This is a genomic window from Phaeobacter sp. CECT 5382 (assembly GCF_001457775.1).
In the GTDB taxonomy this organism is placed as follows: domain Bacteria; phylum Pseudomonadota; class Alphaproteobacteria; order Rhodobacterales; family Rhodobacteraceae; genus Pseudophaeobacter.
On record NZ_CYSG01000001.1, the window covers coordinates 215,826 to 239,898 of the forward strand.

Sequence of the window (24,073 nt, forward strand, 5' to 3'; positions counted from 1 at the left end):
TCCGTCGACTGCTCCCAAGCAGAGCTTACAGGCCCATCGCGGTTTTCACCTGGTCCAGAACCCCGGACAGCAGCTCGGGATTGTCTTTTGCCTGGTTCAAAGCAGTGCTCAGCATGGTTTTCTTAACCTCACCCAGCTCGGAGCCGTCGATCATTTCGATCACCTTGTCGAAATTGAAACCATCAAGCGTCAGATATTCGCCCATACCGGACAGAGCGCCAGCCGCTGCATCCCCTGCCACGGCATTCGTCGCACTCTCTGTCACGGCTTCGACGGCAGCAGTTGCTGTTTCGCTGGCAGTGGTTGCTGCCTCGCTGGCCGCCTCGGTTGCAGTCTCAGTTGCAGCTTCGGCGACGGATGTCGCAGTGTCTACCGCGGTTTCGGTGGCAGTCGTTGCTGCTTCACCTGCCGCGTCTACAGCACTTTCGGTCAAGCTTTGCGTTGCGGCTGCGGCACCGCTGGCCAGATCAGACGCTTCGCCCGCCGCTTCGCTTGCGGCCTCAACCGCTGCAGTCGCGGCTTCGGTGGCCTGCTCCGCTGCGCTTTCTACGGCTTCATCCACGGCCTCGGTAACAGTATCGGTTGCAGCCTCCACAGCCTCTTCGATGGCCGAACCGGCTTCTTCGACGGCCTCTGCCGCCTCTTGCGCGACAGTTTCCTCAGTTGCCTCAACGACCGGTGCCTCTTCGGCTGCTGGAGCAGTAGCTTCATTCGCGGCAGGGGCCACGGCAACGGCCTCTGGCTGTTGGCTCTGAAGGTAGAAATACCCACCTGCTGCAATGATACCCGCACCAAGAACCACATAAATCGGTTTCATCTTCGTCTCCTGTCCTTTTACCTGCCATTGGCAGTTATGATGACAGATGAGGTGCGGTCAGACAGGCAATTTCACAAGGGGGAATAACCCGGTCAAGACATCATCGGCCAAAGCTTGCTGTTGAATCTCCAGAGACTCAGTAGATTTGAGCGACTCCCGGCCGATACCTGCAGGCCTTTCACAAAGGAGACAAATTAACCATAATTTCACGACTGAAACCCTGAATGGAGCAAAACCGGTACTCTTTGCAGTAAAAAGCACCTATGAGGCGGAAATTCAGGACCGCGCCCGCCGGTTGCCGCTTGAAACACCTGGCCGTTCCGGTTAGGTTCCGTGCTCGAAAAACGGCAATAATCAAAGGATCAAAGCCATAGCCCGCAGACCTCATAATGCGCCGCCGCAACGTGACACCGGCCCGCGCACCAACGAAAAAATTCGCGCCTCTGAAATCCGCCTGATTGGTGCTGATGGCGAAAATGTCGGGGTCGTGCACCCTGCCAAGGCTATGGACATGGCAAATGAAGCCGGACTTGATCTGGTTGAAATCTCGCCAAATGCAAATCCGCCCGTCTGCAAAATCATGGACTTTGGCAAGTTCAAATATGAACAGCAGAAACGCGAAAGCGAAGCGCGCAAAAAGCAGAAGATCATTGAGGTCAAAGAGGTCAAATTCCGGCCCAATACTGACACCAATGACTATGATGTCAAAATGCGCAACGTGTTCAAATTCCTGGAAGCCGGCGACAAGGTAAAAATTACCCTGCGTTTCCGCGGCCGTGAAATGGCGCACCAGAACCTGGGCCGCCAGTTGCTGGAACGCGTTGCCGAAGACGTCAAGGAACTGGGCAAAGTGGAAAACATGCCCAAAATGGAAGGCCGCCAGATGGTTATGATGATCGGCCCTCTTCCACAAAAATAAGACCGCCTTTTTCGGTGAGTATGGACGCTCTGCCCGGTTTCGGGCGGGGCGTTTTTTTTGCCTGATCGTCTTTTCATCTTGCCCCCGCTTGATCTTCGCCCACAGGGCCATAAATTGGCCTGGACCCTATCCACCGGCGACCAGCACAGGAGACATCTATGTGGGAAGAACGCTTTGCGGCCTCGGACTCATATGTTTTTGGAACGGAACCGGCCCGGTTCCTGGCAGAGCATCAATCCTATCTCCGCCCCGGTCTGACTGCGCTTTCTATCGCTGATGGGGAAGGACGCAATTCGGTTTACCTGGCGCAGCAGGGCCTTGAAGTCACCGCACTGGAGTTTGCACCTTCGGCCCTGGAACGGGCACGCCAGTTAGCCAAAACACGTGGTGTTTCAGTACACTACCAGCATTGCGACATCCTCCAGGAAGATTGGGCCAGAGAGAGCAGCTATGATCTGGTTCTCGGGATCTTCATCCAGTTCACTGGACCCGACGGGCGACGCAAGCAGTTTGACGGCATGAAGCGCAGTTGCAGGCCCGGAGGCTTGGTAATGATCCATGGATACACGCCCGATCAGCTGAAACACGGCACAGGCGGGCCACCGTTTGCCGAAAACATGTATACAGAGGCACAGATGCGGGCTGATTTCTCCGGTTGGGAGATCCTTGAGTGCCGGGCCTACGAGCGCGAAATCGAAGAGGGACGTGGTCATTCCGGCCTTTCAGCTCTGTTGGATTTTGTTGCCAGAAAACCGAAGTAACCCTCGCCTCTGTCCATTTCCGGCAATGAGATCTCCGCTACAGGACCAATCCCTTACCCGGATCTCGGATGGATTCGATCCGCTTGCGTCGCTGAAGATCACACAGGCTCTGCCGCTCTCCTTTTGTAGATCTCTGAACTCTCTTGGGATCGCGTTAACCTCCGTTTGCTAAGGCTTGTGTCAGCAACAAGAGCGAATTCACATATGCACAGCCTGACCGACATTCAAAGCCTGGCCTTTATGGCCATTGGCCCCGCCCGTATCGCAGCGCTTTCCTTGCTGGTTCTCGCGAACAAAGAAGACAGCGATGATGCACACACAGCACGCCAGTTGTCAGTTGATCGTATTACTGCAGCACACGAGATGCTCGGCACCAAGCTTCCGGCGATGCTGAAGGCCTGCAACCATACCTTCCCAAGCAAGCTGGAAGAAAAGCGGCTGGCCTGTTTCGAGGCGCTCACCCCGCTGGTCGAATCCCTGAGAGACAGCAGCAAAGCACAAGGCAGCGCATTTTCAGACCACTGCCTCTACCGGCTTGAACCTCTTGTTTCCAGTTTTCTCATTGAGATGACCGAAGACCTGATGGAAAACCACAAGCGACTGGAAGAGCGGCGTCAGGAAGATATGCTCAAAGCCATTACCAATGCAGAGGTCGTGGGCAAAAATATCCAGCTCATCGCCTTCAACGCCTCGATCGAGGCCGCCCGCATTGGTGACATGGGCAAGGGCTTCACCGTTATTGCCTCGGAAATTCGCGACCTCTCGGGAAAGACCCAAATGATGCTAGATAACATTGCCGACTTGCTACGCGCATCCTAGCTCGAAAGGGCCTTTCTTGGTCAGTTCGATCTCATGAAGCAGCATGATTCGAACCGCCTGTTAATCAGAAAAAAGGCCAGGCAGGATAACCCGCCTGGCCTTTTCAGCTAGGATTTCCCCTGCCTCAGCCAGCAGCTGCGACCGCACGTTTGGTCAACACAGAAATCAAATGCGCACGATAAGCTTTGGTGCCGTGCAGGTCGGCCATCATACCATCTGGTGAAAGTGACAAGCCTTCAAGTGCGTCGGCGTTGAAATTGGCACTCAGCGCGGCTTCGGCCTCGCTCCAGCGGAAAACTCCGTCTTCTGACGCGCCCGTTACAGCAACCCGAACGCCATCGGGATATTTGGCGACAAACACCCCGACAAGCGCAAAGCGCGAGGCTGGCTGCACGAATTTCTGATAATTCGCTACTTCCGGCACTGGAAAACGCACCTGGGTGACGATTTCACCTTCTTCCAGAGCCGTGGTGAACAGCCCGTCGAAATAGTCGTCCGCTGCAATTTCACGTGCATTGGTGACAATGGTGGCTCCACTGGCCAGCGCCGCTGCCGGATAGCAGGCAGCCGGGTCGTTGTTGGCCAGTGACCCGCCGATGGTGCCTCGATTGCGTACAGCCGGATCACCAATATTGCCCGCCAGCGCTGCCAGCGCCGGATAGGATGCGGCAGTACCTGCTGCGACCGTTGCATGGGCTGTGCCACCGCCGATCGACAGAACGCCTGCATCCGCGCTCATCCCCTGCATCTCGGCAATGCCGCTCAGCGAGACAAGCTTTGACGGGCTCGCCAGACGTTGTTTCAGCGTCGGGATCAGGGTTTGTCCGCCGCCCAGCGCCTGGGCTTCCTCTTCGCCCAGGGCTGCCACCGCATCCGCGACACTGGTGGGTTGTTCGACCTCGAAATTATACATTTCGCTTTTCCTTCCCAAAGACCTGCGCACTGTCTGGCGTCAGATCTTTTGATAGAGTTGAGCAAAGCACCGGGGGGCTGTACCCCCGGCCCTTATCATTCATTCATCGCAGTCCAAACCCGCGCAGGGCTCAGCGGCATATCCACATGGGTGATGTCCTTGCCCATCGATTGCAGCGCATCGACCACCGCATTGACCACCGCTGGGGGGGATCCGATGGCACCGGCTTCACCACAGCCCTTTACGCCCAGTGGGTTGTGCGTACAGGGCGTCTGGCAGGAATGGTCCACCTGATAGAACGGCAGATCATCGGCGCGCGGCATGGCGTAATCCATATAAGAGGCCGACAGGAGCTGCCCGTCCTCGTTATAGATTGCCGCCTCAAGCAGCGCTTGACCAATGCCCTGACCAATGCCGCCATGCACCTGACCGTCAACGATCATCGGATTGACGATATTGCCAAAATCATCGGCGGCCGCAAAACGTTCGATGCTGACCTTGCCGGTCTCCGGATCCAACTCCACCTCGCAGGCATAGGCGCCTGACGGGTAGGTGAAGTTCGCAGGGTCATAGAAAGCGGTCTCTTCCAAGCCCGGCTCAATATCCTCGAGCGGGTAGTTGTGCGGCACATATGCCGCGAGGGTCACATCGCCCCAGGCCACGGATTTATCTGTGCCTGCAACGCTAAAGGCACCATCCTTCAGTTCAATGTCGGCCTCAGCAGCCTCCATCAGATGGGCGGCGATCTTTTTCGCCTTGGCGATGATCTTTTCAGTCGCACGCACCATAGCAGAGCCGCCAACAGCCAGCGAACGGGATCCGTAAGTGCCCATGCCCATTGGCGTATTGGCAGTATCACCATGTACGATCTCAACCATGCTTTCATCAATGCCGATCATATCCGCGATGACCTGCGGAAATGACGTCTCATGCCCCTGCCCATGACTGTGCGACCCGGTCATAACCACCAGTCCGCCGGTTGCATTGACCCGCACGGTGGCGCTTTCGTAGAGACCCGCACGCGCGCCCAGCTGCCCCACGAGGTTACTGGGAGCAATGCCGCAGGCCTCGATATAGCAGTTCACACCCAGCCCACGCCCCTTGCCTTTGGCCTCGCTGGCAGCGCGACGTGCGGCAAAGCCCTTGAGATCCGCGATCTCCTCCAGCTTATCCATCGTGGCGTTATAATCACCGGTGTCATATTCCACCGCCACGGGCGTGGCATAGGGGAATTCGGTGATAAAGTTCTGCCGCCGCAACGCGATCGGGTCAACGCCCAGCTCTCGCGCGGCTTTGTCAACAACGCGCTCCAGCTGATAGGTGGCCTCGGGGCGGCCGGCACCACGATAGGCATCCACCGGCACGGTATTGGTAAAGACCGCCTTGACGTTCACATAGATCAGCGGCGTTTTGTAATTCCCCGCCATCAATGTGCCATGCAGCCAGGTCGGAACCGAAGGCGCAAAGGTCGAAAGATACGCCCCCATATTGGCATAGGTATCGGTGCGCAGCGCGGTAAAGTTATTGTCCGCATCCAGCGCCAGCTGAATCGTCGAGACATGGTCACGACCATGAGCATCGGTGATAAAGGCCTCAGACCGGCTCGAGGTCCATTTGACCGCCCGGTTCAGGGCCTTGGCTGCGAAGGTACAAAAGGCCTCTTCAGCGTAGTGGAAGATCTTGGTGCCAAAACCGCCGCCCACATCGGGGGCAATCACGCGCAGCTTGTGCTCGGGAATACCCAGCACGAAGGCCCCCATCAGAAGCCGGATCACATGCGGGTTCTGCGAAGTGGTATAAAGCGTGCTGTCGCCAGTGGAGCGATTGAAATCGCCAACGGCCACGCGGGGCTCCATCGGATTGGCGATGAGGCGGTTGTTGACCAGCTCCAGCGTCGTCACATGTGCCGCATTGGCAAAGGCTTCTTCAACCGCGGGTTTGTTTTCTTCAACAAAACCCCAGTCATAGCAGAGGTTCGAGGTCAAATCATCGTGGACCTTGGTGGCGCCTTCTTTGACGGCCTCTTTCATGTTGATGACCGCTGGCAGCTCTTCTATGTCCAGCTCGATCGCCTCGGCCGCGTCACGCGCCTGATCAGCCGTTTCTGCCACGACGGCGGCGATGGCGTCGCCGACATAGCGCACCTTGCCTTGGGCCAGCACCGGGTGCGCAGGTTCCTGCATCACTTCGCCATGTTTATCGGTAATCTGCCAGCCGCAAGGGATGCCGCCGACACCCTCAAAATCGTCGCCGGTGAAAATCCGCACCACGCCGGGCATCGCCGAAGCGGCCGTTGTATCAATGGATGTGATGCGCCCATGGGCCACGTCAGAGCGCAGGAAGTGCACATAGGCCTGACCGCGCAGGTTGATATCATCGGTGTAGTTGCCGTTTCCCGTCAGGAACCGCTGGTCTTCGCGCCGTTTCGGACTGGCGCCGATACCACTATCTTTTGGCATATTTCAAATCTCCTCCCTGGAGGGTGCCACCCTTGGGCGCACCTCTTGGTTATGCAGTTTGATCATTGCCGGGGCCGCACCTCCCTATGGCGGCCCAGGAGGGGCTTGTCACTCGGCCGCGATGGCAGAGACGTCCTGGCCGGACGCGGCCATGATTGCCTTGACGATATTATGATAGCCGGTGCAGCGGCACAGGTTGCCTTCGAGATACTCCCGGATCTCCTGTTCGCTTGGCTTGGGGTTGTCTTTCAGCAAAGCTGTCGCTGACATCACCATGCCTGGCGTGCAAAAACCGCACTGCAATCCGTGATGGTCCTGAAACGCCTGCTGCACTGTGTTCAACGTGCCATCTGCAGCCGCCTGGCCTTCGATGGTTGCCACTTCGGCCCCCTCGGCCTCGATGGCCAGCATGGTGCAGGATTTGACAGCGACACCGTTCACATGCACGACGCAGGCACCACATTGACTGGTGTCACATCCGACATGGGTGCCTGTGAGTTCCAGCTCTTCGCGCAGAAACGACGACAGCAGTGTGCGGCCTTCCGCCTCTCCGCTGGCGGGTTTGCCGTTCACGGTCATTGAGACCTTGGTCATGAATTCCTCCCATTTGCTACTTTTGTTGGCTGCGGGAAGTTAAGCACGGGATTGCGCCCTCGCGAACCCCTCAAGACGTTCCGTCACGAAACAATTTTAACGCTTGGCAGTTTCCTGCCCGAAACCCAACCTCCGTGAGACATTTTGACGAAGCCGCCACCGGCTCGGCGTCCTTCCATCCCCAAACTGTCCATTTCCTAAGCGCACTGCTGCTAGGCTTTTGCGCGCGGCATCGGCCGTGTAGGAATCTCCTTGAGCAAACCGCCAACGCCCATCGCGGAAATATCGGCACCTGTCACAGGCTCCGCACAGAGCACCCGTTCCAACACCCAGTCTGCCCCGTTCAGCGCCGGAGAGCGCGCACAGCCCGGCAGCCCGATCACAGGCTTTTCCCCAAAATCGCCCAGAAACAGAAGGTTGCCCGGATCAACCGGCATGCCAAACCGGGTCACTGTTCCACCAGCCTGACGCAGGGCCGAAGGCGCCACATCTGCCGGATCAGAGGTTGCGGATCCTGTCAGGATCAACAGGACTTCGCCGGGGGCCTTTGTCAGGGCATCGGCCAGATCTGCCTCGCGATGCGGCACGATAACGCGCGGACTGAGATCCAGCCCCATTCGCTGCAGCCGCCCCCCCATGGCGCGCCGACCTTTGTCAGGCGGTGTTTCATCGGTCACTTTGGTCTCGATCAGGGTCGCTGACTTATAAACTGGTGGTTGCACCCAGATGGACCCACTGGCACCGGCCCCCGCCTGCCACAGCGCCGTTTCCGGCACCCCGTAAGAAATGATCTTGATGGTTGCCAGCATACCGTCCCTGTCAACGCGGTGATAGTCGGGCACCGTGGCGATGGTGATCATCGGGTCCGCTGCGTTGACCGCATTCAGCGCATGTGGATCCAGCCGGACAATGCCACAACTGCGCGCATAGAGGTTCACCCGCCCGGCCCCGGCGCCTGAAATGCGGATATTCTGCCCTGCCTCATCACTCACCAGCGCCTGCGCCAAAGCAAGTGCTGCCGCGTCTTCGTGTTGATCATTGGCCTCCAGCCTGGCCACTGTGACCGCCTCAAATCCGGCCTGCGCAAGCGCAGTAAGATCTGCCGCTGTCAGATAGCTGCCCTTGGGGATTTTTCCTGTGCTTGCACGCAGGGAATGCGCCAGGATCGCGCCTTCGGCCTCGGCCAGAGGTACCGTACCAAAAATCATGCAACGCCCTTTCGCAACACGGTCGTCATCTCTGCCAGGATCGCCACGGCAATTTCAGCCGGGCCTGCCGCACCGATGTCCAGCCCGACAGGACCATGGATACGGGCGACTTCAGCCGCACTGAACCCTGCGGCCTGCAGGCGTTCCACCCGCTTGGCATGAGTACGTTTGGACCCCAGCGCGCCGATGTAGAAACAGGCCTCATCCTGAGCAGCCGCAAGCGCCGCCTCAAGTGCTGGATCATCCAGTTTGGGATCATGAGTCAGCAGGACCAGCGCCGTGCGGGCATCCAACCCCAAAGCGGCGACGGCCTCGTCTGGCCAGTCATCTAAAAGGGTCACGCCGGGGAACCGCTCCGCAGAGGCAAAGGCGCTGCGCGGGTCGATCACAACCGGATCGTACCCGGCTATCTGCGCCATCGGCACCAGTGCCTGGGCTATATGCACGGCCCCCACCACCACCAGCCTCAATGGCGGATTGTGCACCGCCACGAAGGTTTCGCCATCCTCTTCGACACCAGAACGATCCAGACGCAGCCGGTCGCTATATCCATCCCGTACCAGTCGCCCCACACCGGTGTTCAGGTTAACCTCATAGGCAAGGGCCAGACGTGAATCCTGTGCCGCCACCAATTCTTCGAGCAGATCTGCCGGAAGCGTGCCACCAATAGGCTCCACCAAAATACGAATAGTACCACCGCAGGCGAGCCCCACCGCAAAGGCGTCCCCGTCGCTGACCCCAAACTCCAGCACCCGATGTTTGCCATCGCGCAGTGCATCCTGCGCTTCAAAGATCACCGCCCCTTCGACGCAGCCGCCAGAAACGGAGCCTTCGATACGACCATCGCCACTGACCACCAGTTGTGATCCCACCCGGCGCGGTGCCGATCCCCAGGTCTGAACGACGGTGGCCAATGCCGCACCCTGGCCTGCCCTATGCCAGCGCAGGGCCGTTTTGGCCGCGCTGTCCAACAGTTCCGCCGTATCGGCGGGGTGAGCATCCTGGGTCATGTTTCCTCCGGCAGGGTCATAGGCAGGGTCATAGCGCCCCTTTTGACCCAAGCTTGCCCGTTGCAGCTCCGGTTTCAAGGCGCAAAACCGTGAGGACAAAAAAACTTAACGGCACCCGCCCTTCCAGGTGGATGCCGTCTGCGGGAATTTCAGTCCGATTTTTATACGTTATTCTGCTGGTTGCGCCTTCGACTTTGCGGTCATGATCCGCTCAGGCAAGGCAAAGGCCACGGCGATGAAAACCGCGCCCAAAAGCAGACCAAGGATATCCCCGGGAAAGGCCGTGAGCCCGTCATATTTCGCACCAGGGACCGTTCCCAATGTAACCTTGCCCCCGGCAAACCCATCCAGCAACCCGCTGTTTTTCCAGGCAGGGTAGGTCATCATATAAGCCGCAGCGCCCAGCAGGCCGCCAGCAATAAAGAACAGCGCATCCTTGCGACCAGAGGCAGCTGCAACCACCCCGGTACCGGGACAATAGCCCGCAAGTGCCCAGCCAGCCCCCAGCATCAGCCCGCCAATAAAGACCCCGGCATAGGCCGATTTCACCGACATATGGCCCACATCTACCAGCCCCAGCATCTGCCCGCCAAACATCAGCACCGACCCGATACCAATCGCCAGCATGATTGATTTCGCTAGATTGAGGTTGGTCAGATTAAGCATTTTTCCGATGAAGTTCGGATTGGAGGCTCCAACCCGGTCTAGTACCGCGCCAAAGGCAAGTCCGATCACAATAGCAAGAACAATCGACATCATGGCTCAGGCCTCCTTTTTGAACAGCATCAGGGAAACAGGAACGCCAGCTGCAAAGGCCCCGGCGGCAAAGACATAGCCCGAAAGGGAGGTCTGCATCATGCCCGACATCATATGCCCCGAGGTACAGCCCCCCGCCAGCCGCGCACCATAAAGCACGACAAACCCGCCAAGAAACACCAGTGCGTAGCGTTTGAATGTACTGTCACCAAAATTTGCCCGCCACAGGGCTGGCATGCTGCGCTCGGCCTGATCCAGACCACCGCGCAGGCGCATCGACAGAAAACCGCCCAGCGCCATGGCCAGCACAAAGACAAAGCTGTAGTTCAGCGGATTGGCCACGGATTTGGCATATTTTCCGTTTGATTTGGCCAGATAGGCATTCGTCGAGGTATAGCCCTCGTCGGTCTGGGTCACCAGCTCGCTGTTGACAGCATCGCCGACGATGCCATCCAGAATGACAAATTGTGTCGATACCCCAATCGGTTTCACCAATAATACGGCGAGGAAAAAGACCAGGCCAAGCAAGAGCCCTCCGGCTTTCCAGTTCAGTGGCATTATGCCCTCCATCATATTCATTTTCTAAAATGTATACTGTTTTGGGGACAACAAAATTGATCGAAATCAATCAAATTCCATTGTTGGAATTTTTACCCTGCGTCACAGCCCGTAACAGGCGGTCTTTTTCACCAATATCATCAGGGCACGATATCACCTGCGCCAGATCTTCGAGTGAGGCGATCGAATGACCCGCACGAAAGCTGTCTACATGCGGTAGCATAGCCCTAATGCCCTGGGCCTTGGCGGCAAAGCCATCCCAGCGCAGCAGCGGGTTGAGCCAAATCAGGCGGCGACAGGACAGATGCAGCCGCTGCATTTCGTGCGAAAGCTCTGTGGGATCATCCCGGTCCAGCCCATCTGTGATCAGCAATACCACTGCCCCCTGCCCTGTGACCCGGCGCGACCAGTCGCGGTTGAAGTCATGCAGGCAGGCACCGATCCGGGTGCCACCCTCCCAATCCTGTGCTTCGGCCCCAGCCGCGGCCAGCGCTGCATCCACGTCGCGACTGGCAAGGTGACGGGTGATGTTGGTCAGCCGGGTGCCAAAGGTAAAGCCATGGACCTGAGCCCAGCCTGCGCCTTTGGCGTTAGCCACGCTATGCAGAAAATGCAGCACCAAACGGCTGTACTGGCTCATGGAGCCTGAAATATCACAGAGCACCACCAGGTTCGGCCAACGGATCCGCCGTTTGGCGCGCGCAATTTCGCGCAGATCTCCGCCTCGGCGTGCCGCCTCTCGGAAAGTCCTGCGCCAGTCAGCCCTGGTGCCATGTCGCGCCGCCATCAGACGGCGCGATTGCAGCGGCGTCACCGGCAGGCGCATCTGTGCCAGAATGCGTTTGGCGCGCGCCACCTCATCGGTGCTCATCTGTTCAAAGTCGAGACTGCGCAGGCGTTCCTCGGATGACATGGTGAGGGTGGCATCCACTTCAATCTCGGTGCCGTCTTCATCTTTGCCCTCTGGCGGTTCCACCTGCTGGTTGGCCCCATCAAGCAGCGCCTCGGCGGCGCGCTTCTCGCCGGGTTTGGCGGCGTGTTCCTCCTGCACACCGCGGATCGCGGGCAGCATCATCGCCATCATATGTTCCAAAAACCGCGGATCGCGCCAATACAGGCGAAAAATCTGGGCAAAGACCAGTCTGTGTTCTGGGCGTGACACGAAACAAGCGTGCAGCGCCCAGTAAAAATCCTGCCGCGAGGTGAAACCAACAGCCGCGACAGCCTCAACCGCGTCAATCACCCGTCCCGGCCCGATCGGCAGGCTCGCCTTGCGCAGGGCGCGGGCGAAGTGGGTGATGTTCTGCGCCAGTTTGGGATCATCGGGCAGCGACAGCGCGGGTAGTTCAACCATCAGGCCCGTTCCAGGCTCGCGGTGCCGGCATCAAGCTCGGCAAGATCGGCCTTTGCCTCATCCAGAATGCGCTTGGCCTCTGATCCCTGCAGTTTGGTGATGTCATCCTGGTACTTCAGGATCGCCCCCAGCGTATCCGCGATCACTTCGGGCGACAGATCAATGACATCCAGCGCCAGCAGGCAATTTGCCCAGTCAATGGTTTCAGCGACGCCGGGCTTCTTGAACAGATCCTCGGTGCGCAGCCTTTGCACAAAGGCCACCAACTCGCGGCTGAGCTGATCAGAGGCTTCGGGCGCGCGGGATTTCAGAATTTCGACCTCGCGGGCAAAATCCGGATAATCGACCCAGTGATACAGGCAGCGCCGTTTCAGTGCGTCATGCACTTCGCGGGTGCGGTTGGAGGTAAGAACCACAATCGGCGGTTCTGGCGCTTTGATGGTGCCCAGCTCGGGAATAGTGACCTGAAAATCCGAAAGGGCCTCCAGCAGAAAGGCCTCAAAAGGCTCGTCCGTGCGATCAAGCTCATCGATCAGTAGCACAGGCGGGCCGTTTTCATCGGGGCGCATCGCTTCCAGCAGCGGGCGTTCGATCAGGAATTCATCCGAAAACATCTCCGCCTGCAGGCTGGCGCGATCGGCCCCGCCTGCCGCTTCGGCGGTGCGAATAGCCACCATCTGGGCAGCAAAATTCCATTCATAAACAGCAGAGGCCGCATCAAGCCCCTCATAGCATTGCAGCCGGATCAGGCGACGCCCAAGCGCCAGCGCCAAGGCCTTGGCGATCTCTGTCTTGCCGACACCGGCCTCCCCCTCGAGAAACAGTGGACGCCCCAGCTTCAGCGACAAAAACACCACGGTCGCCAGCGCCCGGCCACAGACATAGCCCTGCTCCGCAAGCATCTCCTGGACCTGATCAATCGATTGCGCCTGCTGCATCCTACGCCTCCTTTGAAGCCTTGGTTTATTCCGCGTCCAACAGGCCATGGCAGGGCTGCCGGGTCAAGCGGTGCGCAACTGCCGTTGCGTCTCCCCCCGTTTCCACAAGAAAACGCGATGGCCTCTCTTGAGTGGTGGCAGGCTAGCATTTTCGCCAATGCCCGCTTATGAAAAGATCAACACTGGTCGATCTGATGGGTACAAGATGCGATTTCTAGCCATTCTCACCCTGCGCAACGAAGCCGCCTTTCTGCTGGAATGGCTGGCGCATCATCAGGCTCTGGGTTTCACGGATTTCCTCGTTTTCTCAAACGACTGCCAGGATGGCACCGATGCGATGCTGGATCGGCTTGAAGCCCTTGGAGAGATCAGCCATGTCCGCAACGATGGCCCCTACGACAAAGCGGGCATCCAGTTCACCGCCCTGAAACAGGCCGACAAACATCCGCTGATGCAGCAGGCCGACTGGGTCATGGTGCTGGATGTGGATGAATTCGTGAACATAAAAACCGGGGAGGGCCAGCTGAGCGATCTGCTCACGGCGCTGCCTCAGGCTGATGCCATTACCCTGACCTGGCGACTTTTTGGCAACGCCGACGTGCTGCGCTACAAAGATGCGCCAGTGACCGAGACCTTCCGTCGCTGCGCTCCTGAAATCATGCATTGGCCCTGGCGCGCCTCGATGTTCAAAACCCTGTACCGCAATGATGGCACCTATCGCAAAACCGGGATCCATCGCCCGCGCAGTGTCAAAGACGACACCCGTCTCGAGCAGTTTCACTGGTTTGACTGCGAGGGGCGGGCGCTGTCTAACATCTTCAAGACCAAGCGGCTATTTTCTGACTACGGTCGGGAAAATTACGGGTTGGCACAGCTCAACCATTACCCGCTGGGCAGTATGGAAAGCTACATTCTGAAAGCCGACCGTGGCCGGGCCAACCGATCAGGCGAGCCCTTGGGGTTGGATTATTGGGTCGAACGTAATTTCAATACGGCCACAGATACCTCCATAGATCGCTACCGCCCAGCACGCACCGCAGCGCTTGAGCGGCTGATGCAGGATAAGACCTTGGCCACACTGCATGGCAAAGCGGTGGCCTGGCGACACCAAAGATTTCAGGAGCTGATGCGCACAGAGCCATCACTGGCGTTGTTTTCCCGGCTGCTGATGACGCCGCCCTCTCGTCCGATCAACGCGGTTACGGCGCAGACCCTTGCGACCTTTGCCAATCTGGGCCGTGTTACCCGAGAGAAAGAAGCTGAATAAAAACTGCCCCTTACAAGATAGAAAGAAGGCAAGCGGGTCGCGATTTTCGGCCTCAAGGTCCGCAAACTGGCATGAGATTTTCCTATTTTGGCCGCATTCCCTACCTAAATGTTAGGATAACAATGGCACAAGACCGTCAGGGCAAGGAACGCAGAGCATGCAAGAGAGTCACAATATCTTGGACGAAGACCTCTCCGGTCTGAAACCCGCCGAGTGGCAAACCCGCCTGACCGCCGTGACCGAAGAGCTGGGCATGTTCCAGCCTCTGGGGCCAAAGCACTGCGCCACCTTTGTTGATCAGGGCGATACTCTGCTGGTCAGTTTTGAAACCGTTCAGGGCATTCACAACCTGTCGAAACGGGCGCAGCCGCTGGGATTTGAAATGGTGCGCAGCGAAGGCTGGTCGCATCTGTGCCTGATCTCCAGTGGCGACACCTGGTTCCGCGACGACCGCGTCTTTGGCTTTTTTGACCAGTTGATAGATGACGGCTTTTTTGACGAATTCGAGAAAGTCATCTTTTATGGCGCAGGCCCCTGTGGCTATTCAGCTGCGGCCTTTTCGGTTGCAGCCCCCGGAGCCACGGTGGTGGCCATCCAGCCACAGGCCACACTGGACCCGCGCATGACAGAATGGGACGACCGGTTCAGCGACATGCGTCGTATCTCCTTTACCGACCGTTATGGCTACGCACCAGACATGCTGGATGCCGCCAATCAGGCCTTTATCCTCTATGATCCCTATGAACAGCTGGATGCCATGCATGCCGCGCTCTTCAACCGCAAAAACGTTAGCCGGTTGCGGGTGCCGAACCTGGGCGGCGCGGTGCAAACCCGCCTGCTCGAGATGAAAGCGCTGTTTCCCCTGCTGTCGATGGTTGAAGAAGAGCAACTGACCGAGGTGAACTTTGCCCGATTGCTGCGCGCACGGCGCAACAATGGCCCCTACCTCAGGGCGCTTCTGAGCCAGCTGGAGCAGAAAAAACGCCCATTTTTGCAGGCGCTGCTGTGCCAAAATGTGCTGTCTCGCATGCATGGTCCTCGGTTTCGCAAACATCTGCATGCATTGGAAAAGCGCGCCGAGACGGGTGAGTTCAAACTGCCACAGGCATCCGGCGATCAGACGGAACAATCAGCCTGACCTAGGCTCTTGCGGTCTGGTAGCGCCAAGCCGCCTCCTCCCTTCCAAGCACTATTCGCTCCAGTTCTTTTCGACTTAACAATGTCGCCGCTCCCCGTCCGAAGCACTCAGACCGCCACCGCAGAACCAGCAGATCGCCGCCAGTTGACCTTCGCCAGAGCGGCAGAGAGACGCAGCATAAAACCCCTGCACGGCCCTGCCTGCGGCTTCCCCTTTTGCATGACCTGTGCTAACGCGACCGCATGACCCAAAACACTTCCCAGACGCTGACCCTCACCCGCCCCGATGACTGGCACCTGCACCTGCGCGATGGCGCCATGCTGCAGGCTGTGTTGCCAGAAACTGCCCGTGATTTTGGCCGTGCCATCATCATGCCCAATCTGGTGCCGCCAGTGGTAACCGGAGCGCAGGCCGCAGCCTACCGCGACCGCATTCTGGCCGCTCTGCCCGAGGGGGCCGATTTCGCGCCGCTGATGACGCTCTATCTGACCGAAGACACAGACCCGGCAGATGTTGCCGCAGCCCATGCGTCTGGCCTGATCAAGGCGGTCAAGCTGTACCCTGCGGGGGCCACGACGAATTCCAGCAGCGGTGTCAGCGATTTCGACAAGGTCCGTGGCGTTCTGGAAAAAATGGCTGAAATTGGCCTGCCGCTGTGCGTCCATGGCGAAGTCACGGATGCCGACATCGACATCTTCGACCGCGAAGCCGTGTTCATTGACCGCGTCCTGGACCCGATCCGCAAGGCAACACCCGGCCTAAAAGTAGTAATGGAACATATCACCACCCGTGACGGCGTCGACTATGTGAAATCAAACGCTACCGACCTTGGCGCGACGATCACCACGCATCACCTCATCATCAACCGCAACCATATTCTGGTTGGCGGCATCAAGCCGCACTACTACTGCCTGCCCGTAGCCAAACGCGAAGAACACCGTCTGGCGCTGCGCGCAGCCGCCACCTCGGGTGATGCACGTTTTTTCCTTGGGACCGACAGTGCTCCGCATACAGACCCCAACAAGGAAAGCGCCTGCGGCTGTGCTGGCTGCTTCACCGCCACCAATACCATGGCGCTGCTTGCGCATGTCTTTGAAGAAGAAGGCGCTTTGGACAGGCTTGAAGGGTTTGCCAGCAAAAACGGCCCGGCTTTTTATGGCCTGCCGGAGAACCGTGCCAATCTCACACTGGTAAAATCGGATCAGCCCACCCGCTTCCCGACAAAGATCGACAGCGGCGAAGGCCCCGTCACGGTGTTTGACCCCGGCTTTCCTGTCTACTGGTCTGTCGCCTGATTTTGCTGACCTGAAAAGAGGCCTGAACAAACTGGCCTGATTTCACCTTGCTCAAAATACCTCCGCCGGAGGCTTCCGACTGCGCCTTGCGCGCCCCTGCTCTCGAAGGATACGCCATGATCCCGACGTCATATCCCACCCGCGAAGAAATCGCCCGCCTTTCGGCCCGGATGCTGCTTGAAATCGGCGCGGTGAACTTTAACGCACGCGAACCCTACACTCTGGCCTCCGGTCTGCCCTCGCCCAGCTACGTCGACTGCCGCAAGCTGATCTCCTTCCCCCGCATCCGCACCACCTTGATGGATTTCCTCACTGTCACCGTGATGCGCAACGCCGGTTTCGAGGCCTTCGACAATATCGCCGGTGGCGAAACCGCTGGTATTCCTTTTGGCGCCCTGGTTGCCGAACGCATGGCGCTGCCCATGACCTATGTGCGCAAAAAACCCAAGGGCTACGGTCGCAACGCTCGCATCGAAGGCGTGATGAGCGAGAACCAACGGGTGCTTTTGGTTGAAGACATGACCACCGACGGTGGCTCCAAGCTTTCCTTTGTCGATGCCATCCGCGAGACCGGCGCATCTTGCGGTCACACTGCGGTAATCTTCTACTATGACATCTTCCCCGAGACCACCAAACGCCTTGGCGATCACGGGGTTGAGCTGCACTACCTGTGCACCTGGTGGGACGTTCTGGCAGAAGCCAAGGCGCAAAAGAGCTTTGACGAAGAAACCCTGTCTGAGGTTGAGAGCTTCCTTAAGGATCCGCGCGCCTGGCAAGACGCCAACAAAAAGAGCTGAGCTGCAAAAAATCGCTGATCGCTTTTAAGGTCGCCCCACCACGGGGCGACCTTTTGCGTGACGGCTCAACTGCTTGCGTCATTCGCGTGCAAAGCGCCCACAGGAACCCTCAGCTTATCCACAGAATTTCCCGATACCAAATCGGGGCAAACCACTTTACTACTACCGCTCAAACCAAAGAGAGCAGCAATGAACGATATTCCTCCCAGCGCGCCCCTGCCGGATGAAATGCCAGACCACATCTCCAGCGAAATGCCGGATGAGATGGATGGTGCGATCCCCGATCAACTGCCCGCTTTGGCGCAAGACAGTAGTGTTCAGACCACGGGATCTGCCAACACCGGAATGACCGTTGCCAAAGCTGCGTCCGAACCAATCGAGCTGCCCCATTCGGTAGAGGCCGAACAACAGCTGTTGGGCGCGATTCTAACCAATAACGATGTCTATGACCGCATAGCATCGATCATTAATTCCACCCATTTCTATGACCCGGTACATACCCGGATCTACGAAATTGCCGCCGCCCGGATTTCCAAAAACGCGCTGGCCTCTCCGGTCACACTCAAGGCCTTCATGGAAGATGACGAAGGGCTGAGGGAACTTGGTGGCCCTGCCTATCTGGCAAAACTTGCAGGCTCGTCTATCTCGGCCTTTGCGGTGCGCGACTATGCGCAGATGATCTATGATCTGGCGATCCGGCGCGAGCTAATTGCCCTGGGTCAAAGCATCGCCGACAAGGCGCGTCGCGTCGATGTCGCCTCTGAGCCAAAGGAACAGATCGTCGAGGCAGAGCAGTCGCTGTATCAGCTGGCAGAACAGGGCCAGACTGAAAGCGGTTTCAAATCATTCCTGAAAGCCGTCACCGAAGCGGTCAATGTCACCAACGAGGCCTACCAGCGTGGCGGCGGCATGGCTGGTATTTCAACCGGGCTTGCTGATCTGGACAAACAGCTAGGTGGCCTGCACCCGTCGGATTTGCTGATCCTCGCCGGACGACCCTCGATGGGGAAAACCTCGCTCGCGACCAACATCGCCTTTAACGTCGCCAAAGCCTACAAGAAAGGCACCAAACCGGACGGCAGCGAGGGCGCGCTGGACGGCGGTGTTGTCGGCTTCTTCAGTCTTGAGATGTCAGCCGAACAGCTGGCGGGCCGGATCTTGGCCGAAGCTTCGGAAATCAGCTCTCACAAGATCCGTCAGGGCGATATGACCGAAGGCGAATTCCGCCGCTTTGTGCAGGCCGCCAAGGATCTGGAAAGCTGCCCGCTGTTCATCGATGACACGCCTGCCCTGCCGATTTCGCAGCTGGCCGCGCGGGCACGTCGCCTGAAGCGTACCCATGGTTTGGACCTCTTGGTGATCGACTATCTGCAGCTTTGTCGTGGTATGGCCGAAAACCGGGTGAACGAGATCGCTGAAATCTCGATGGGGATGAAGGCCATCGCCAAAGAGCTGCAAATTCCGGTAATTGCGCTGTCACAGCTGTCGCGTCAGGTGGAAAACCGCGACGACAAACGGCCACAGCTGTCGGATCTGCGAGAATCAGGCTCGATCGAACAGGATGCCGACGTGGTGATGTTCGTGTTCCGTGAAGAATACTACAAGGAACGCGAAAAGCCCGGCGATCACGAGCTGGACAAAATGGAAGAGTGGAAACAGGCAATGGACCGGCTGCATGCCAAGGCTGAGGTCATCGTCGGCAAGCAGCGTCACGGCCCCATCGGCACGGTAGAGCTCGCCTTTATCGCCCAGTTCACCAGGTTCGGAAACCTCGCCAAGGAATGGCAAAACGGTCCGCGCGAAGACGAATACTAAACATTTTTGCCTCCGCCGCGTGGTCGCAGCGGAGGCACATTTCAAGCCACGGCAAACCTAAAACAGTGTTGGCTTTGAACCCAATACCGACGTCGTGAGCTTACCTTGCAGATGTTTTTGCCTCCAATCCTCCGAGAAAATGACCTATGTCAGTGCCAGAGCTCTAATCTTCATGGAAACTCCAGCGAATAACGCATCAAAAATGGAGTTGTGGAAATGACAAACAATGATTGGCTACCTGCAGCATGGTTCGGCAAACAGGCCGATGCCGATGGTCCTTTTGGCGCGCTTCGCAAACAGATCGACTCGCTGATTGATGATTTTGACACTGGCATGTTGTCGAAAACTGACGGCTTTGCTGTGCGTTCGAACTTTAGCGAAACCGACAAGGAAATCTGCATCACCGCTGAACTGCCAGGCATCGAAATGAAAGACATCGACGTCGAAATCACCGGCAACCGCATTTCCATTAAGGGCGAGAAAAAGTCAGAAAACGAAGAGAAGGGCGAAGAAGAGGGCCGCGAATTTCACCGCATTGAACGCCGCTCTGGTTCGTTCCACCGCTCCATGGCGCTCCCCTTTGACATTGACCCCGACAAAGTCGACGCTTCGGTGAAAGCGGGCGTTTTGACCGTCACAATCCCCAAGCCGCCAGAGGCTGTGACTAAGGCCAAAAAGGTCGAAATCAAATCCGGCGATTAAGGTTGCAGAATTGGGAGAAGTGAAGTCGGGCAGGCGTTCCCGACGGCTTGAGCCTTGCGACTGGGAGCGGAGCGATCAAACCCTCTAAGCACTGCGCATGGGCCATAAGGCCTGTTTGCAACTGTCGGCCCTATTGCGGGAAAAATCCTTGGAGCCGCGCCTTCTTCGCGCTTGCGGCAAAGGGCGGCCAAGTCCGCATGTCGGCCTTTCGCAACCACCTATAATAGAAGAGCTGAAGACACAGCATAATTATAGGTGGTTGCCCCCGATAGACTTCCAAATTTGCGAAACGGGCCAGAAGCAGCCGATCCTTGCCACAACACGCAGAATTCCCCGCGAATTTCACTTGACCCCTGCCGCGCGCATGTCAAGAACGGGGCATGAGCACGGCAAGACTGACAATCAATCTCGATGCGCTGGTGACCAACTGGCGGAATCTGAACGCAATGACCAACTGCGAGACCGCCGCAGTGGTCAAGGCAAATGGCTATGGCCTGGATGCGGGTCGCGTGGCCAAGGCACTGGCCACGGCAGGCGCACGCAATTTCTTTGTGGCAGCCGCCGAAGAAGGCGTGGCCCTGCGCCGCGCTTTGGGACCCGGCCCTGGCATTTCGGTGTTTTCCGGCCATATGGAGGGCGACACCAAGCTGCTGAAGGAGTTCCAGCTGACGCCGATGCTGAACTCGCTGGATCAGATGCTGCGCCACTTTGAGGCCCTGCCCGGCCATGCCTTTGGCGTACAGCTCGACAGCGGCATGAACCGGCTTGGCATGGAGCCTGCCGAATGGGCTGCCGTGCGCGACATCGCATTGGGGCAGAGCCCGGTTCTGCTGATGTCTCACCTTGCCTGCTCTGATGAGCCCGGCCACGCCATGAACGCGCAACAGCTGCGCACATTCGTTGATATGACCAATGGTTTCGAAGTGCCCCGCTCACTCGCGGCGACAGGTGGCATGCTGCTGGGGCGCGACTATCATTTTGATCTCTGCCGTCCGGGTATCGGCCTTTATGGAGGTGCCCCCTATGGTGATGCTGTGCCGGTGGTACAGCTTGACCTGCCAGTGATCCAGGTCCGCGACCTCGATCCCGGCGAAAGCGTCGGCTATGGCAACACCTGGGTGGCGAAGGCCCCCACGCGTATTGCCACTGTCGCTGCGGGCTATGCCGATGGGTTGCACCGCGCCATGATGAACACAGGTGTCACAACCTATGCCGGTGAAACCCCCTGCCCCGTGGTTGGGCGTATCTCGATGGACCTGATCACAGTCGATGTCACGGCACTTGAAGAGGTGCCCAGCCATCTGACCCTCCTGAATGAAGCGCAGACCGTGGACCATCTCGCCGATGCCGCAGGCACCATCGGCTATGAGATCCTCACCTCGCTCGGCCATCGTTACGCACGGACCTATCAGGGATGAACCCACTGGATCTTTTGGCGCGCCTCGGACGGATGGCGCTCGCAGCCCTTGCCTCCATAGGCCGGGTGGCGCTGTTTGCAATCAGCACCTTCACCAATATGCTGCGCCCGCCCTACTATCCGCGTGAGTTTGCTCTGTCACTGTTGCAGATCGGCTGGCTGTCGCTGCCCGTCGTCGCCCTCACCGCCGTATTTACTGGTGGCGCACTGGCATTGCAGATCTACGCTGGTGGGGCCCGCTTCAACGCCGAGGCCGTGGTGCCGCAGATTGTTGCCATCGGCATGGTGCGCGAATTGGGTCCAGTGTTGGTGGGGCTGATGATTGCCGCCCGCGTCACATCCTCGATCGCGGCCGAGATCGCCACGATGAAGGTAACCGAGCAGATTGATGCGCTGGTGACCCTGTCAACCAATCCTATGCAGTATCTGGTCGCCCCGCGGGTTCTGGCAGCCCTTGTGACAGTCCCGGTTCTGGTTGGCATCGGTGACATCATCGGCATTGCAGGCGGCTATACAGTTGCGGTGCATAACCTCGATTTCAACGCCGCCGCCTATCTGAAAAACACCGTTGATTTTCTTGAGCCCCTGGATGTGATCTCCTCGCTGGTCAAGGGCGCTTTCTTTGGCACCATCGCGGCCACCATGGGCTGCTATTACGGCATGCAATCGGGTCGCGGCGCGCAGGGCGTGGGACGCGCTACAAAATCCTCGGTCGAGGCGGCAGCTGTTTTGATTCTGGCCACCAACTTTGTACTGACCGGAGTATTCTTCTCGCTATGAGACGCGCCGGGATTATAGCATGTCTGGCTGGACTCTCCGCCTGCGCCGGGCCATCCTATGAAGTCATTGGTGCCTATCATGACCGCGCCGCCTCTGACAGATCATCAAATCAAAGCCCAAATCACGCGACAGATGATCCGCGTGGTGAAACCAGATACGAAACCCCTGACGAAAGACTGCAGGCCGTAGCCTTCGAACATCTGCAGGGGATGTCGCGGTCGGACGCGCTGTCCTTTCTCCAGTCTGATGGCTTCCAATGCCAGGGCGTGACCTGTGTCCATTCCAGTCAGAAAAAGCTGGGCGCGGCAGAGGCAATCTTTGGCGCCTCGACTGCGGATGACCGGGTGTTTTCTGATCGCAGGACCTCGGTACAAAGTTACTCCCTTTCCCTGGTCAGCGACGTGATCATGGAGCCAGGCGACATCTACGCCGACGCCGTTTTCCGCAGCGGCCAGGTGCCATGGTATCGCAGCCCCCGCCCCTCCGATCTTGAGGTGACACATGATTAAGATGGACAATGTCCACAAGGCTTTTGGAGACAACCGCGTGTTGCAGGGCCTCAACCTTGAGATCCCAAAGGGCAGCTCGATGGTGATCATCGGCGGCTCCGGCACCGGAAAATCGGTCGCGCTGAAATGCGTGCTTGGCCTGATCACACCCGACAGCGGTGAGATTTTCGTCGATGGCAAGCCCGCCGGCGCGGGTGACCGGGATGCCTTTCTGGCGCGGTTTGGTATGTTGTTTCAGGGGGGCGCCCTGTTTGACTCGCTGCCGGTCTGGCAGAATGTCGCCTTTCGCCTGCTGCGCGGACAACTAAAGCGCCCGGTTGAGGAAGCCCGCGCCATCGCCATCGAAAAACTGCGCCGGGTGGGACTGAAACCCGATGTGGCCGACCGCCTGCCCGCTGAGCTGTCGGGGGGAATGCAAAAACGCGTCGGCCTTGCCCGCGCCATCGCCGCGGAGCCCGAGATCATCTTCTTTGACGAGCCCACCACCGGGCTGGACCCGATCATGTCCGGTGTCATTAATGATCTGATCCGCGAGATCGTGGTCGAAATGGGCGCCACCGCCATGACCATCACTCACGATATGACATCGGTCCGCGCCATCGCCGACAATGTCGCCATGCTGCATGACGGCGTGATCAAATGGACCGGTCCGGTGGCCGAGATGGACGACAGCGGGGATCCTTACCTCGACCAGTTCATTCACGGCCGCGCGGAGGGACCGATCGAGGCGGTTCGGTGAGTGAAGGTATTGACACAAATAAGAGTCAGCTTCTCAATCTGAAGGAAACGCCAGCAAGCTTCCTTGCTTACGGAGACGCCTATTTATCCGCAGCCAATATTCTAGTCTTGAAAAAGAATGACCTTAACGAGGTCTTCAAGATCGGACCCATTTTTCAGTTATCTGGCCAAGCTTTCGAGCTAATCGCAAAGTCACTCTTACTTCACAAAGGGGTTTCCGAATCCGACTTCACAAAGGGGTTTCCGAATCCGAGCTTCGCAAACCAAAGAAATTTGGCCATGATCTCTGGAAACTTCGTGAAGAGCTACAAAACCACTATGACCTTGCCTCAGTGGTGGAGAGTACACTCCTGAGACACGCGGAAACCTTCTTCCGAGACAACAGAAACGAGTTTCAAGGGCTAACGTTGGAACAAGCGAGTGACTCGCTTCGTTTCGATTGGCAGCTATTAGCACTCAACGAGAATTACTTCTCGTTCCTTGATGAAAACCGCCCCACCTACCGGACA

General features: G+C 58.1%; 23 protein-coding genes. 13 read left to right on the forward strand and 10 right to left on the reverse strand.

Annotated features, from left to right (window positions below; genetic code table 11):
* Window positions 1-25: 25 nt before the first annotated feature.
* Window positions 26-817 carry a hypothetical protein gene (locus tag PH5382_RS01010; RefSeq protein WP_058332473.1) on the reverse strand — a complete coding sequence of 264 codons (792 nt, stop codon included), beginning with the start codon at window positions 815-817 and terminating at the stop codon, window positions 26-28.
* 370 nt (window positions 818-1,187) lie between these two features.
* Between PH5382_RS01010 and infC the strand changes: the two genes are divergently transcribed.
* The 3 genes from infC (at window position 1,188) to PH5382_RS20325 (ending at window position 3,316) form a co-directional block, all read left to right on the forward strand.
* The gene (gene infC, locus PH5382_RS01015) at window positions 1,188-1,736 is read left to right on the forward strand and encodes a translation initiation factor IF-3 (RefSeq protein ID WP_058332474.1); all 549 of its coding nucleotides are present in this window, start codon (window positions 1,188-1,190) and stop codon (window positions 1,734-1,736) included.
* A gap of 158 nt (window positions 1,737-1,894) precedes the next feature.
* Window positions 1,895-2,497 (forward strand): SAM-dependent methyltransferase, encoded by a 603-nt coding sequence (locus PH5382_RS01020; RefSeq protein ID WP_058332475.1) that lies wholly within the window; start codon window positions 1,895-1,897, stop codon window positions 2,495-2,497.
* A gap of 240 nt (window positions 2,498-2,737) precedes the next feature.
* Window positions 2,738-3,316: a methyl-accepting chemotaxis protein gene (locus tag PH5382_RS20325; RefSeq protein ID WP_304438329.1), complete on the forward strand. Its 579-nt coding sequence runs from the start codon at window positions 2,738-2,740 to the stop codon at window positions 3,314-3,316.
* A 124-nt stretch (window positions 3,317-3,440) separates the two neighbouring features.
* Here the strand turns inward: PH5382_RS20325 and PH5382_RS01030 are convergent, their stop codons facing one another.
* The 9 genes from PH5382_RS01030 to PH5382_RS01070 form a co-directional block, all read right to left on the reverse strand.
* Window positions 3,441-4,229 (reverse strand): FAD binding domain-containing protein, encoded by a 789-nt coding sequence (locus tag PH5382_RS01030; protein ID WP_058332477.1) that lies wholly within the window; start codon window positions 4,227-4,229, stop codon window positions 3,441-3,443.
* A gap of 95 nt (window positions 4,230-4,324) precedes the next feature.
* Window positions 4,325-6,688 carry a xanthine dehydrogenase family protein molybdopterin-binding subunit gene (locus PH5382_RS01035; protein WP_058332478.1) on the reverse strand — a complete coding sequence of 788 codons (2,364 nt, stop codon included), beginning with the start codon at window positions 6,686-6,688 and terminating at the stop codon, window positions 4,325-4,327.
* 108 nt (window positions 6,689-6,796) lie between these two features.
* Window positions 6,797-7,282 carry a (2Fe-2S)-binding protein gene (locus tag PH5382_RS01040; protein ID WP_058332479.1) on the reverse strand — a complete coding sequence of 162 codons (486 nt, stop codon included), beginning with the start codon at window positions 7,280-7,282 and terminating at the stop codon, window positions 6,797-6,799.
* Window positions 7,283-7,494: 212 nt separating this feature from the next.
* The gene (locus PH5382_RS01045) at window positions 7,495-8,490 is read right to left on the reverse strand and encodes a molybdopterin-binding protein (RefSeq protein ID WP_058332480.1); all 996 of its coding nucleotides are present in this window, start codon (window positions 8,488-8,490) and stop codon (window positions 7,495-7,497) included.
* The gene (locus PH5382_RS01050) at window positions 8,487-9,500 is read right to left on the reverse strand and encodes an XdhC family protein (RefSeq protein ID WP_058332481.1); all 1,014 of its coding nucleotides are present in this window, start codon (window positions 9,498-9,500) and stop codon (window positions 8,487-8,489) included. Before PH5382_RS01050 ends, PH5382_RS01045 begins: the two co-directional genes overlap by 4 nt.
* A gap of 168 nt (window positions 9,501-9,668) precedes the next feature.
* Window positions 9,669-10,259: a DUF6691 family protein gene (locus PH5382_RS01055; protein WP_058332482.1), complete on the reverse strand. Its 591-nt coding sequence runs from the start codon at window positions 10,257-10,259 to the stop codon at window positions 9,669-9,671.
* Window positions 10,260-10,262: 3 nt separating this feature from the next.
* Window positions 10,263-10,814, reverse strand: a complete 552-nt coding sequence (locus PH5382_RS01060; RefSeq protein WP_058332483.1) for a YeeE/YedE thiosulfate transporter family protein — start codon at window positions 10,812-10,814, stop codon at window positions 10,263-10,265.
* Window positions 10,815-10,884: 70 nt separating this feature from the next.
* The gene (locus PH5382_RS01065) at window positions 10,885-12,168 is read right to left on the reverse strand and encodes a vWA domain-containing protein (RefSeq protein WP_058332484.1); all 1,284 of its coding nucleotides are present in this window, start codon (window positions 12,166-12,168) and stop codon (window positions 10,885-10,887) included.
* Window positions 12,168-13,106 carry an AAA family ATPase gene (locus tag PH5382_RS01070; RefSeq protein ID WP_058332485.1) on the reverse strand — a complete coding sequence of 313 codons (939 nt, stop codon included), beginning with the start codon at window positions 13,104-13,106 and terminating at the stop codon, window positions 12,168-12,170. Before PH5382_RS01070 ends, PH5382_RS01065 begins: the two co-directional genes overlap by 1 nt.
* A 205-nt stretch (window positions 13,107-13,311) precedes the next feature.
* Here PH5382_RS01070 and PH5382_RS01075 point away from each other — a divergent pair, with 205 nt between their 5' ends.
* From PH5382_RS01075 to PH5382_RS01120, 10 genes are all read left to right on the forward strand, one after another.
* Window positions 13,312-14,373, forward strand: a complete 1,062-nt coding sequence (locus PH5382_RS01075) for a glycosyltransferase family 2 protein (protein ID WP_058332662.1) — start codon at window positions 13,312-13,314, stop codon at window positions 14,371-14,373.
* A 157-nt stretch (window positions 14,374-14,530) separates the two neighbouring features.
* A complete protein-coding gene (locus PH5382_RS01080; RefSeq protein ID WP_058332486.1) occupies window positions 14,531-15,511 on the forward strand; it encodes a hypothetical protein in 981 nt (326 codons plus the stop codon).
* 242 nt (window positions 15,512-15,753) lie between these two features.
* Window positions 15,754-16,806 (forward strand): dihydroorotase, encoded by a 1,053-nt coding sequence (gene pyrC / locus PH5382_RS01085; protein WP_058332487.1) that lies wholly within the window; start codon window positions 15,754-15,756, stop codon window positions 16,804-16,806.
* Between the two features lie 116 nt (window positions 16,807-16,922).
* Entirely contained in the window at window positions 16,923-17,603 is a 681-nt protein-coding gene (locus tag PH5382_RS01090; protein ID WP_058332488.1) for an orotate phosphoribosyltransferase, read from the forward strand.
* Window positions 17,604-17,948: 345 nt separating this feature from the next.
* Entirely contained in the window at window positions 17,949-19,418 is a 1,470-nt protein-coding gene (locus PH5382_RS01095; protein ID WP_058332663.1) for a replicative DNA helicase, read from the forward strand.
* A gap of 216 nt (window positions 19,419-19,634) precedes the next feature.
* Complete coding sequence (locus PH5382_RS01100) at window positions 19,635-20,120, forward strand: Hsp20/alpha crystallin family protein (RefSeq protein ID WP_156414812.1); 486 nt, start codon at window positions 19,635-19,637, stop codon at window positions 20,118-20,120.
* Between the two features lie 380 nt (window positions 20,121-20,500).
* Window positions 20,501-21,538, forward strand: coding sequence for an alanine racemase (gene alr, locus PH5382_RS01105; RefSeq protein ID WP_058332490.1), 1,038 nt, complete (start codon window positions 20,501-20,503; stop codon window positions 21,536-21,538).
* A complete protein-coding gene (locus PH5382_RS01110; protein ID WP_058332491.1) occupies window positions 21,535-22,317 on the forward strand; it encodes an MlaE family ABC transporter permease in 783 nt (260 codons plus the stop codon). Before alr ends, PH5382_RS01110 begins: the two co-directional genes overlap by 4 nt.
* Window positions 22,314-22,826, forward strand: a complete 513-nt coding sequence (locus PH5382_RS01115) for a hypothetical protein (RefSeq protein ID WP_058332492.1) — start codon at window positions 22,314-22,316, stop codon at window positions 22,824-22,826. Before PH5382_RS01110 ends, PH5382_RS01115 begins: the two co-directional genes overlap by 4 nt.
* On the forward strand, window positions 22,819-23,565 hold the full coding sequence (locus PH5382_RS01120) for an ABC transporter ATP-binding protein (protein WP_058332493.1): 747 nt from the start codon (window positions 22,819-22,821) through the stop codon (window positions 23,563-23,565). Before PH5382_RS01115 ends, PH5382_RS01120 begins: the two co-directional genes overlap by 8 nt.
* The last annotated feature ends 508 nt before the right edge of the window (window positions 23,566-24,073 follow it).